This is a genomic window from Halodesulfovibrio oceani subsp. galateae (genome assembly GCF_055397225.1).
Genome location: NZ_AP042453.1, coordinates 462794 through 474918, shown reverse-complemented (window position 1 = coordinate 474918; position 12125 = coordinate 462794). Strand labels below are relative to the sequence as shown.

12 protein-coding genes are annotated in these 12125 nt (G+C 44.3%); 8 read left to right on the top strand and 4 right to left on the bottom strand.

Translation table 11 applies throughout. The features are described 5' to 3' along the window. Nucleotides 1-17: 17 nt before the first annotated feature. From phnD to ACZ5V1_RS02000, 5 genes are all read left to right on the top strand, one after another. Nucleotides 18-1028, top strand: a complete 1011-nt coding sequence (gene phnD, locus ACZ5V1_RS02020) for a phosphate/phosphite/phosphonate ABC transporter substrate-binding protein (RefSeq protein ID WP_464390368.1) — start codon at nucleotides 18-20, stop codon at nucleotides 1026-1028. A 9-nt stretch (nucleotides 1029-1037) separates the two neighbouring features. After that, entirely contained in the window at nucleotides 1038-1829 is a 792-nt protein-coding gene (gene phnC / locus ACZ5V1_RS02015; RefSeq protein ID WP_464390367.1) for a phosphonate ABC transporter ATP-binding protein, read from the top strand. Continuing rightward, nucleotides 1826-2614 carry a phosphonate ABC transporter, permease protein PhnE gene (gene phnE / locus ACZ5V1_RS02010; protein WP_464390366.1) on the top strand — a complete coding sequence of 263 codons (789 nt, stop codon included), beginning with the start codon at nucleotides 1826-1828 and terminating at the stop codon, nucleotides 2612-2614. Before phnC ends, phnE (ACZ5V1_RS02010) begins: the two co-directional genes overlap by 4 nt. Then, a complete protein-coding gene (gene phnE, locus ACZ5V1_RS02005; RefSeq protein ID WP_464390365.1) occupies nucleotides 2607-3404 on the top strand; it encodes a phosphonate ABC transporter, permease protein PhnE in 798 nt (265 codons plus the stop codon). Before phnE (ACZ5V1_RS02010) ends, phnE (ACZ5V1_RS02005) begins: the two co-directional genes overlap by 8 nt. A 135-nt stretch (nucleotides 3405-3539) precedes the next feature. Then, nucleotides 3540-4334: an HAD-IIB family hydrolase gene (locus ACZ5V1_RS02000; RefSeq protein ID WP_464390364.1), complete on the top strand. Its 795-nt coding sequence runs from the start codon at nucleotides 3540-3542 to the stop codon at nucleotides 4332-4334. 266 nt (nucleotides 4335-4600) lie between these two features. Here the strand turns inward: ACZ5V1_RS02000 and ACZ5V1_RS01995 are convergent, their stop codons facing one another. The 4 genes from ACZ5V1_RS01995 to ACZ5V1_RS01980 form a co-directional block, all read right to left on the bottom strand. Further along, nucleotides 4601-5026: a hypothetical protein gene (locus tag ACZ5V1_RS01995; protein ID WP_464390363.1), complete on the bottom strand. Its 426-nt coding sequence runs from the start codon at nucleotides 5024-5026 to the stop codon at nucleotides 4601-4603. An 11-nt stretch (nucleotides 5027-5037) separates the two neighbouring features. Continuing rightward, the gene (locus tag ACZ5V1_RS01990) at nucleotides 5038-5538 is read right to left on the bottom strand and encodes a MoaF-related domain-containing protein (RefSeq protein ID WP_464390362.1); all 501 of its coding nucleotides are present in this window, start codon (nucleotides 5536-5538) and stop codon (nucleotides 5038-5040) included. A 13-nt stretch (nucleotides 5539-5551) separates the two neighbouring features. Then, entirely contained in the window at nucleotides 5552-5944 is a 393-nt protein-coding gene (locus ACZ5V1_RS01985) for a MoaF N-terminal domain-containing protein (protein WP_464390361.1), read from the bottom strand. 84 nt (nucleotides 5945-6028) lie between these two features. Beyond that, nucleotides 6029-6424 (bottom strand): hypothetical protein, encoded by a 396-nt coding sequence (locus tag ACZ5V1_RS01980; protein WP_464390360.1) that lies wholly within the window; start codon nucleotides 6422-6424, stop codon nucleotides 6029-6031. A gap of 378 nt (nucleotides 6425-6802) precedes the next feature. Here ACZ5V1_RS01980 and ACZ5V1_RS01975 point away from each other — a divergent pair, with 378 nt between their 5' ends. The 3 genes from ACZ5V1_RS01975 to ACZ5V1_RS01965 all read left to right on the top strand — a co-directional run bounded on the left by ACZ5V1_RS01975 (nucleotide 6803) and on the right by ACZ5V1_RS01965 (nucleotide 11857). Continuing rightward, on the top strand, nucleotides 6803-7096 hold the full coding sequence (locus ACZ5V1_RS01975) for a YciI family protein (RefSeq protein WP_464390359.1): 294 nt from the start codon (nucleotides 6803-6805) through the stop codon (nucleotides 7094-7096). A gap of 277 nt (nucleotides 7097-7373) precedes the next feature. Beyond that, the gene (locus ACZ5V1_RS01970) at nucleotides 7374-8663 is read left to right on the top strand and encodes a 4Fe-4S dicluster domain-containing protein (protein WP_464390358.1); all 1290 of its coding nucleotides are present in this window, start codon (nucleotides 7374-7376) and stop codon (nucleotides 8661-8663) included. Nucleotides 8664-9430: 767 nt separating this feature from the next. After that, complete coding sequence (locus ACZ5V1_RS01965) at nucleotides 9431-11857, top strand: DNA topoisomerase 3 (protein WP_464390357.1); 2427 nt, start codon at nucleotides 9431-9433, stop codon at nucleotides 11855-11857. Nucleotides 11858-12125 lie beyond the last annotated feature (268 nt).

Below are 12125 nucleotides of genomic sequence, written 5' to 3'. Positions count from 1 at the left end.
CTATGCTGGAGAAACACATGAAAAAAATTATGTTGCTTGTTGCCATGGCATTTCTGTTAGCGTCTGTTCCTGCTCTCGCTGCAGACTGCACCAACCGTAGTGGTTTGGATTCCAAATACTGTGATGAGGACAAAGACCTCGTTGCTGACCTCGCTCCTGCTGGCGAGTGCAAGGATCCTAGCACATTGGTGTTTACCTACACTCCTGTAGAAGACCCTGCTGTTTACAGAGATGCTTTTGCTGATTTCCAGGAATACCTTGAAGAAGCAACCGGCAAGCGTGTAATTTACTACACCGTACAGTCTAACGCTGCTGAAGTTGAAGCAATGCGTTCCGGTAAACTTCACATTGCTGGTTTCTCAACCGGCCCTACCGGCTTTGCTGTTAACCTCGCAGGTTATGTACCAATGGCTGTTAAAGGCTACCCGGAAGGCTTCCAGGGCTACAACCTTATCGTTGTAGTACCGCAAGACAGCCCTATCCAGTCTTTAGCTGACCTTAAGGGTAAGAAAGTAGCACACACATCTGCTTCTTCTAACTCCGGTAACCTTGCTCCACGTGCTATCTTCCCTAATGAAGGCATTACACCTGATACAGATTACACTGTTGTTTACTCCGGTAAACATGACCAGTCTATTCTCGGTGTAGTACATGGTGACTACGATGCAGCACCAGTTGCTTCTGACGTATATGACCGCATGGTAGCCGCTGGCCGCGTTAAAGCAGATGCTCTTCGCATCGTATACCGCAGCCCTAAATTCCCTACCTCATCTTTCGGTTACTCAAGCCAGCTTTGTGCTCCGCTTGCTCAGAAAATCGTTGGCGCATTCAGCACCTACCGTTTCCCTGAGTCCATGCAGAAGTCATTCCACGGCGCTGATCGTTTCTACCCAATCACCTACAAGGCTGACTGGAAAGTTATTCGCGACATCGCTGATGCAACTGGCACTAGCTACAATGCTGAAGGCCTGAAAAAAATGGCTGCTAAAGAAGCTGCTAAAAAAGCCAAAAAAGCTAAAAAGAAATAAGAGTCATACGTGCCTGTTGAAAATACCATTAAAGGGAACGAGGAAACTCGTTCCCTTTTGATCGAGAATTTGGAAAAGGAATATGTAAAAGGAAAACCTGTTCTTAAAGGTCTTTCTTTTGAAGTTTCTGGCGAAGAAACTGTTGGTATTATCGGACCTTCCGGTACCGGTAAATCCACTCTTTTGCGCTGCATCAACCGCCTTATCGAACCTACTAAAGGTTCCATCACAGTAGCTGGCCACGACCTTACTACCTGCTCTGGTAAAGAACTGCGCCTTGCGCGCCGTCGCATCGGCATGGTTTTTCAGGAATACAACCTCGTTGAGCGCTTAACCGTCATCGAAAACGTACTCTGTGGTCGTCTCGGATACATTCCTGTTTGGCGTGCTTGGCTTCGTAAATTTGAACCAACTGACATTGCCCGTGCGTTTAAACTTATCGACCACGTAGGTCTTAGTGAGTTTGCAACACAGCGTGCAGACAGTCTTTCTGGCGGTCAGCGTCAGCGTGTTGGTATTGCTCGTGCAATGATGCAGGGCCCTGCTGTCATTATGGCAGACGAACCAACAAGTTCACTTGACCCTAAAACTTCTGTTGAGATTATGGAACTGCTCAAGAAGGTTTCTTCTACAGAGCACATTCCTGTACTCATCAACATCCATGATGTGAACCTTGCTAAACGCTTCTGCGACCGTATTATCGGTATGAGTAAAGGTAAAATCATCTTTGATGGTCCACCATCTGCACTCAAAGACAGCCACTTATCTGAAATCTATGGCGGTGAGGACTGGCTCTCATGACCTCGGATGCACAAAGAAAATCTCCATTCAAAGCAAGTGTAAAAACACGACTCGGCTGGCTTGTTCTGGCCTGTTATGTTTTCTATGCTTTGAATGCACTTGATTTTACGTGGGTACGCTTCATTAATGGTCTTGGGAACGGTGCTGACTTTCTTGGCGAAATGATCCCGCCAAACTTTGAGCGTTGGAAACTGCTTGTAGGTAACTTGATTGAAACCATCGAAATCGCAGTAATTGCTTCTGCTTTCGGTATTGGTTTTTCTTTGCCTATCGGTATGTGTGCTGCACGAAATCTTATGCCGGACTGGGTAACATGGCCTGCTCGTACTATTATTGCAGTATGTCGTTCATTCCACCCGGTTATCTTTGCGATTCTTTTCGTTAAAGCAGTTGGTTTTGGTCCACTTGCAGGTATTCTTACACTGATCTTCCTTTCAATCGGCTTTATCGGCAAACTTTTTGCCGAAGCTATTGAAGAAATATCTTTGAAGCCTGTTGAAGCTATCAGAGCTGCTGGTGCGCCTTTTATGAGCGTGATTGTTTTTGCAGTACTCCCACAGGTGTTTAACCGATTCATCGGTTTTGCCACCTACCAGTTCGACGCAAACCTGCGTAACTCTACCATGGTTGGTATTGTTGGTGCTGGTGGTATCGGCGGTACTTTGTTTGCTGCATTCCAGCGCTTTGATTATGATTTCCTCGCAGCGATTCTTATGTCAATCGTAGCACTTATCATGCTTAGCGAACTTCTTTCCGTAAAGATAAAGGCGATTTTCAATGACTGATACTATGACATGGGAACGCTTCACTCCCGGGCAGCGCCTTGCCCGCTTTACGGTGTATCTTTGCGTAGTTTCCCTGTTTGTATTTTCTCTGAGTACAGTAGAAATTATTCCAGAATTTCTCTACGACGCGCCGTACCAGTTGCAGGATTTATTTACCCGCATGTGGCCAATTGACTTTGCGTCATACACTCAAGAAAATATTCACGAAGCACTCATCGAAACACTGAATATTGCATCGCTTGGTACCGTCCTCGCGTTGTTCTTAGCAGTGCCGGTTGCATTACTTTCTGCAAACAACATTACCAAATCTCCAGTTCTTAACTGGTGTGGTAAGTTCATTCTTGTTTCTTCACGTACAGTAAACTCACTTGTATGGGCTATTTTGTTTGTAGCAATCTTTGGACCTGGTGCATTGGCTGGTACCTTTGCTATCGGCTTCCGTTCCATCGGTTTCTGTGGCAAGTTGCTCGCGGAAGCACTGGAAGAAGTCGATCAGGGCCCTATCGAAGCGCTTCGCGCTGCCGGTGCTCCAACCGTTAGTATCCTTCTTAAAGGTTACTGGCCGCAGGTTGCTCCAGCTTTTTGGGGTCTCGCACTCTTCCGTTGGGACATTAACGTTCGAGAATCCTCTGTTATCGGCCTTGTAGGTGCTGGTGGTATCGGTGTTGCACTTGATACCGCGCTTAACCTCTTCCGCTGGCAGCAGGTTGCACTCATTTTGCTGTGCATCTTCTCCATAGTTATTGTTGCAGAAGTAGTTGTTACCAAGATTCGTCAAAGCATTATCTAGGACAACGAAACTGTGTAGTAAGTGCAGCATGCATTTACAGATTACAAACAAGAAGAGGGCAAAGCTATTTGCCCTCTTTTTTTAAGGGATTTTTCTCATTATTGACCCGAGAATTACCCGGGGAACGCATTTTTCATGAAGCCTTTTTCTACTATGCCATCAGATGTTAAGCAAAACATCCGCTACATTCTTACCGATATTGACGACACCCTCACAGACGAAGGTCGCCTGCGCGCTGAAGCTTACACCGCTTTAGAAAAGCTGCGTGAAAACGGCTTTGTTGTCATCCCAATTACCGGACGCCCTGCAGGCTGGTGCGACCAGATTGCACGTATGTGGCCTGTAGATGGAGTTGTGGGCGAGAACGGCGCATTCTACTTCCGCTACGACGATGCATCTAAAAAAATGATCCGCCGCTATGCTACCGCAGGCGAGCTACGCGCTCAGCACAAAACCAAACTCGTTGAGCTTGGCGCGCTGGTTGTGGAAGAAGTACCCGGCTGTGCGATTTCCGCGGATCAGCCATACCGTGAAACAGATATCGCAATCGACTTTTGTGAAGATGTTCCTGCTCTTTCAATAGAAGCCGTACACAAAATCAAAGAAATTTGTACCAGTGCTGGAACAACCGCAAAAATCAGCTCAATCCATGTAAACGCATGGTTTGGCCAGTACGACAAACTCGCTATGTCTGCCCGTATTCTTAAAGATGAGTTCAATGTTGAGTTAGAAGCTGTGCGTGAGCAAGTTGTCTATGCAGGCGACTCTCCAAACGACGCTCCTATGTTCGGCTACTTCCCTAACTCTGTGGGTGTGGCAAACGTACTTGATTTTAAAGATGCCATTGAACATAAACCATCATGGATTACTGAAAAACGCGGTGGTGCTGGCTTTGCTCAAATTGCTGAGGGATTGCTGGCAGCCAAATAGCGGGTAACCTCTTGAGAGACTTCCGGCAGCCAGAGACAATTCCCTCAACGTTGCAGTGAAGTGCCCCCTCGACTCTGTAATTTTTCCCAAATGAAGGTTACGGCTCATCATTAATCTCAATTCATTTTGATAAGATGTTTTTTTATGGATGCGCTGAAATCTGTTCCTTAAAAAGCAAAAAGCCCTCTTAATGAGGGCTTTTTTTATACCTATACTGAAACAACTAACACATCCTGAAGGGATAGCTCAGCTTTTCAATTGACCATCTATTTTTCCAATAAAAACGGCCCTTCCGAAAGATAATTTGTCTTCTCTGTCACGACCACTTCGTAGATCATATTTGTTTTAAAATTTAGCGTCATAACAAGTGTCTGTGCATACTCTTTGCTTCGCCAAGTAAGATAAAAGACCTCATCGTCAACCTGCACTACATCAAATTTGATGGTGCTGGGATTTTCCATCTTCATGCCCGACTCAACAGAGAGTTGCATGGTATTAGGATCAACAATGAGCAACAAATGGGAAGCACCTTTAAAAGGTCCGGTCTGCCAAGTGTAGGAAATAGTTCTACCAACTAAATCCTGCATTGATATCGTATTATCCTGCTGCACCATAACGGCTTCGTCTTCTTCTGCATTACTTGCAGTCGCAAAAACCAAAGTCAGCATTAAAACTACTAACAGCCTTTTCATAACCACCCCGCCTATTGTTCACTTGTCGCTTCTTTTTTGAACAACTCCGGTAAGTCTTTTCTGTCTTTCATTCTGTCTTTACTTTGCTCTATCGTAAAAGTGCCCTGCAACAGAAAATCTCGCTTGCTCTCCACAATCACACCAAACATTTTCATTGTCTTAAAATTGTAGGTTACGATTGCCTGAGAACCCGTTGTTTCTTCACGCCATGACACCTGTAGAATTTCACGCCCAACTTTTGTACACGCGTACTCTACTTCTTCACTTTTGCCTTTCAAATTTCCCGTTAGTGCATACCACCGCATGGAAGTTGGCGTCAGAATACTTGTTTTATATGAAGCTCCTACAAAGCTTCCTCGTCGCCATGTTTCTGTCAGTGTCTTTCCTATCAGATCATCCGGTTGGATATCTATCTGTTGCGCCATACCGCATGCAGTAATTTGCACAAAAAATAGAAAAAACAGTAGAATGGGAATTTTACGCATAACTACACCCACTATGTACTTATCCATTAAGAACCCTGAACTACTCGAATGCAACAACGCCCTCGGATAATAAATTTTGTCCTTTATCAACCCGCACCAAAAAACATCGTTCTGAATCAAAATCCATTGTGACAACATAACTGACGTGTGCTCGATCACTACGCCATGTCACTAAAATGGTTTTGGGATTTACTCTGGAAATCAGATAATCCGCTGCACCAGTCGAATTTCCCAAATTTCCTGTAAGTTTCCACACAATATCTTTGGAAGAAAGAAACTGCATCGTAATAGTAGAATCAGGAAATGCCCCCGACTCCAGTGTCACAATTACTGTCTGCCCCACTAGTTGACTGGGCGTAATCTTAGAATGGAAAAGATTACACCCGGACAGGACAAACAAGAGCAACAGAAAACCAAACACTCGCTGTTTCATGAACAAACCTCACATGCTCTAAATAGAGGAACTGTTCGTCATGAAGAACAGGAAACAGAGCCCCGTTTCCTGTTCCTTCACAAACTATGTGTTCAGCATACCTGTTACTGAATTGTTCTGTTCAGAGGTATTCTGTTCTTCAGAGCTATTTTTCTCAGGCATAGTTTTATCCATGTCATCTTTCATGGAACTATCATCTTTCTTCATGGTATCAGTGCCCATATCTTTATTGTCAGCACCGTCCTGCATCATCTTGTCCTGCGACATACCTTTATCAACATTTTCTTCAGGCATAGCTTTTTCTACGCCAGCATCTTTGTTGTCCATTTGATCATTCTGCATTGTGTCAGGAACTGTATCTTGTTGTACTTCCTGCTGTGTTTCAGGTGCTTTTGTGTCTGTAGCAGGTTTATCGCTACCGCAACCAACCATGAACAATGCTGCACAAATAGCTAATAATATACCATATTTCTTTAACATACTTTTTCCCCCGTTATAGATACGGTCTGATTTAATTGTCTTAAAATGACATAAAAAGATATGCACTAGATAGTATAGGCATAGAAAAATAATTTAGATTTCAGTATATAATAATGAAAAAAAGACTAGTACTTTGCAATTACATACTATTTTCAAAGCAACTTTAAAAAATAACTATTTTTAGCGAGTTACAACAATAAAAATGCAACCACTTGTCGATATTACAATATATATTTCAAGCACACATAACATACTGCTTTCGTAGTTATTTTCAAAAACGCTTCTTGACTTCAAAAAGCAACTTCCTAAAATGCGCAAAGAATTTTCCACTAAAAATACTCACAGAAAAAACCGTAACACACTGAAAAGGATATCTATATGTTCATCGTATCCCTCACATACACATGTGAAATGGCACAAGTTGATACACACTTAGCAGCACACGTTGCCTACCTTAAGGAACAGTATGCATTGGGGAACTTTGTTGCATCAGGCAGAAAAGTTCCTCGTACAGGCGGCATCATTCTGGCTCGCTTTGAATCCCGCGAAGCACTTGATGCAGTGCTCGAGCTTGACCCGTTCCACAAAGAAAAACTTGCTGCTTACGAAATTCAGGAATTTATTCCGACAATGGTGGGCGAAGGTCTTGAGGCGATGCGAGAAGACGCGTAATTGATGACAATGAACAAATCATCTTCTGATAAAAAGACAGTGGTGGAGCAGGAAAACCTGCTCCAATCCAGAGGTTTTTCGCGAGCTCCAGAGGGGAAAACACCTCTTCCCGGGCAATATGCTATTGAGCAAGATACAGACACCGCAACAACGAACGCGAATGGAACACAGACCTCATACTCGTTCCTTGTCAATTCAGGGCACTGCCTAAAAAGACTGACTGGCTTTACAACTAGCCCTTAGCACAGACACTTTTTCAGCTTACAAGGACCACATCATGGGACACATCATTGCAAAAGATATCTACAAAGAACTCGGAGAAAAACTCGACGGCTCTCTAGTACGCATGCCTTGGAATGATGCCATGAAAGAGATGGTGACCTATCTTTACACTCCTGCTGAAGCGGAACTTATTGTAGCAATGCCGTACAGACCGTCCACACTTGAACGAATTGCGGGAATGACTGGTCTCAATGAAACAAAGCTCCGCTTTATGCTCGACGGCCTGTGTAAAAAAGGACTTGTTTGCGACATCTGGGACGGCAATCAGTACGAATATATGGTCAGCCCTTTTGTTGTCGGATTCTTTGAATTTACGATGATGCGTACTGGTCCGAATTTGCCACAAAAAAAATGGGCAGAACTCTTTCAGGGATACATGTTCGGGAAAAAAGAATTTCTGGATGCTAACTTTGCCGACGGGCAGGAAATTTCGGTCATGCGTGCCTTGCCGCACGAAGAGACCATCATTGCCGACTCGCATGTTGAAGTGCTGGATTATGAACGTGCGGCTACACTCATTGACGCTCAATCATCTTTTGCAGTTGGGCTATGCTCGTGTCGACATGAAAAGCACCACCTTGGTGAACAGAAATGCACAGTTCCATTGGATACTTGTACGACTATCGGCGAGGGCGCAGAGTTTCTGATCCGAAATAATCTCGCACGTCGCTCCAGCAAAGACGAAATGTACGACATCCTTGATCGTTCTAAAGACATGGGATTCACCCTAACAGCAGATAATGTGAAGCAGGATGTAGGCTTCATCTGTCATTGCTGCGGTTGCTGTTGTAACCTCATGAACGGAATCAAAAAGACCGGATACACCAATATTCTAGTGTCATCTTCTTTTGTTATCACATGTAGCGGTGAAGACTGTATAGGCTGCGGCCTCTGCGCTAAAGCATGTCCGGTTGATGCCATCACCATGCAGGAACGCCCGGGAGCTGTCACCGGTAAAAATCGTCCTAAAAAGCTCGCAATTATCGACGAAGACCGCTGTCTCGGCTGTGGTGTCTGTGCATTAAAATGTAACCCCAAAGCCTTAGTTCTTGAAAAATCTAAGAAACGTGTGATTCACCCTGAAGACACCTTCGAACGCGCAATTCTTCAGTCACTGGAGCGAGATACTCTTCAAAACTTACTATTCGACAACCCTAATAGTAAGGCAGAGAACTTCATGCGTTCCGTTCTTGGCGGTTTTCTCAAATTACCATCTGTTAAAAAAGGTCTCATGAGCGACAAGCTGCGATCCCGTTTTTTAGAAACTCTGAGGAATTTTTCATAAAATTAACTCCTAGTTAACCTCTCTTAATGTAAATTAAGAGATTTTTCATTGCATTCCTTGTATCAAAACTATTGATACTCTTGCCCACAGGGAACCTTTCCCGTCAAGGGCACTGAATACTGAGCTTATACGCTCGCTATCAGTAGAAAAAGGATTTGCAATGACCTGTCTCAAAAAAGAAAAAAAGCGTTCAGTTTATTACGATGAAGAAAAAAACAGTATATCAAGATTTTTACTCCTAAATTTGAGCTAAAGCTTAAATACTGGCTGCATCTACGAAAGTATCCAGGACTCAACTTTGCTCATATTGCTCAAAAATTACAAACTTTGGATTAAACACACCTTCGATAACTTCCGCTGAAAAATACAAAGTCGTAACACAAGAAATTGACGCACCAACGCTTGAAGAATATTTGAACAACACCAATGACCAAACCATAGAATCAAGACTCGTTGAACTGATCGCGTCGATTTTGAATTCTGGAGTTATCTTTTTCGACTTTCATTACAGAAACTTTCTCTACAAAGACAAAGAAATTTACGTCATTGATCTTGAAGGGTACTGCGATTCTGTCTTTGTATCCCGAGGGCGTTCCGGTGTTCTTTACCGGATTGAAAAGCACTTAGGCCTCCACTTTCGCCAAGAGGTTGAAAAACGCTGGACAAAGACATCTCTACCTCTAAAAAGTTCTGATATGTTTCAAAAATTACGAGGTAAGAAATAGCTCATTGACGCCGAGCCCAGTTCGTCCTACCTGTGTCAGATAATGCCAAAGACACTTATTATTGCAGAAAAACCCTCGGTTGCCCGCGAGATTGCCCCGCATGTAAACGCCACCAACCGCAAGGAAGGCTATTTAGAAGGTGCCACCCATATTGTCAGTTGGGCAGTGGGACACCTTGTGGGCATTGCTGAACCCGAAGAACAGCATGAAGCATGGCAGGGTCGTTGGACTATAAGCCAACTGCCTATAATCCCCCCTAAATTCAAACTTACCGTCCTTAAAGAAGGTCAACGGCAATATGCAGTTCTCAATCGTTTACTGAACGATCAGAACGTGTCTGACATTGTCAACGCAACGGATGCCGGGCGCGAAGGTGAACTTATCTTCCGCCGCATTTACCTCATGGCAGGCTGTGATAAGCCTGTGAAGCGTCTGTGGGCGAACGACATGACCGAAGAAGGGCTGAAAAAGAGCTTAAACAAGCTCATGCCTGACTCAAAAAAACGAAATTTGGGACTTGCCTCATTTGCCAGAGCTGAAGCTGACTGGCTGATAGGCATGAACTTTTCCCGCTTATTCACGGTAAAAGCTAACCGCCTCATTTCTGTGGGACGTGTGCAGACCCCTGTACTCAGGCTGCTGACTGAACGCAGTAATGAAATCGATCATTTTGAGCCTAAAGACTACTGGACTGTTGAAGCTACCTTCTGCCGTCCTGATAAGCCGAGTGCTCCCAAAGAAATCGATCCAGAATCCGGCGCACAGCAGGAAGCCCCCGCTGAATGTTTTTCCGCTACCTATCATCTCCCTGAAGATGAAAAGGAAACACGCATAAACTTTGAATCCCGTGCTCAAAAAGTAGTCACGGAATGCAAAGACGAAGCAGGTAAAGTCGAAGGCGTGGTAAGCCGTAAAGGCACCACAAAACCTCCGCTCCCGTTTGACCTCACAACACTCCAGCGTGAAGCAAACACTCGTTTCGGGCTTTCAGCAAAGGACACGCTTGGCATTGCACAGGCGTTGTACGAGCAAAAAAAGCTTATTACCTACCCACGTACCGATTCACGCCATTTAACTAAAGAACTGTTTGCAGAAATCCTCACCTATTTCCGTGCAATCTATCCTTTATATAAAGAGGAAACAGTTCCGGCAGTAAACAGAATTAAAGACGGTAAAAAGTTTCCGTGTGTGAACGATAAGAAAGTTACCGATCACCACGCCATCATTCCCACAGCTCGCAAAGCAAATATTCTTCAACTCTCCGGTGATGAGCAAAAAATTTATGAAATGATCTGCCGTCGATTCATTGCGGCATTCAGTCAGGAAGCTGTGTACCAGTCCTCCACCATCCGCGTCCTAGTGGGTGAACATTTGTTCATTGCAAAGGGAAAAGTATTTAAGGACAAAGGGTGGCTTGTGGTTGAACCTTGGAGAACCGCGCAGGACAACCCTCTGCCGTCCCTCCGCAAAGGTTCCACTGTAGATACACAGGCAATTGATACCGTAAAACGCCAGACGAAAGCTCCTGCGCATTTTACTGATGCATCTCTTCTGAGTGCAATGGAAACTGCCGGTAAATTTGTAGAAGACGAAGAGCTACGCCTCGCAATGAAAGAACGTGGGCTTGGCACTCCTGCAACTCGCGCACAGGTGATTGAAACCCTGCTTTCGCGAAAATACATTGCGAGAAACGGCAAAAAACTTCAGGCAACAACTTCCGGTCAGGAAGTTATTGAAGTTATCTCCGCCATGCTGCCCGATATCGTTTCTCCCGAAATGACTGGGCAGTGGGAAAAGAAACTCAAGGACATTGAAGGTGGCACTGCCACCTATCCAGAGTTCATGCATTCCATCCGCCATCTCGTTGCGGGTAGTATCCATAATATTAAAGATAGAAGCGTTGCACCGATTCTACTGGCAATGAAAGCCAAAGAAGTCGGAGAACGGGAACCGGACGGAAAATGCCCGCTCTGTGGCGGTGAAGTTACTGATCTGGACAAGCGATACGCTTGCTCAAACTGGAAACGTGACGACGGCGGTTGCCTTTTTGTTATTTGGAAAAATATGTTTGGCAGAGCCATCGACAAAACAATCGTTGATGAATTGCTTACCAAAGGGCGCACAGCAGAACCACTTGATCTCATCTCCAAGGCTGGCAAAGAATACTCTGCCTATTTAAAGATAGAGCTTGGTCAAGTTAAGTTGGAATTTGACAATTCCCCGCGCCAACATGCTCCGAATCAGCAGTTCCAATCAACTCAACCGACGCAACAGGGTCAACCATTTCAATCGTTTCAAGAGGCTGCACCATACGACGGTGTCGACCCCGAAGATATGCCGCCGCCATCACCGATTCCTGGACAAGAGGATTTTATGCCTCCTCCAGCGCATGATGAACTATCAATGGCACAATCATCACCGAAACCTCCATTAAATGAAGAACCTACTGACGGATCTTCACAAGATTAAACAGCCTTCTTAGAAAAAAATATAAGCCCACAATTTATTGTGGGCTTTTTTTATGAAGCTTCATCAAATAAAAATTAAATCAATAAATACTGGCAATAAGACACAACAGAGGTACGTTACACACTTAAGAATGCACCTTGTATTGCATTCAACAGCTAGAGAAAGTTAGAAAAAGTTCTTTTTCCGCTTTACAAGAACACTACCTTTCTATAAACAGTAATAATTCCTATTAACAAACTGCGTAACAACGAATCTGACGGAGTAACCC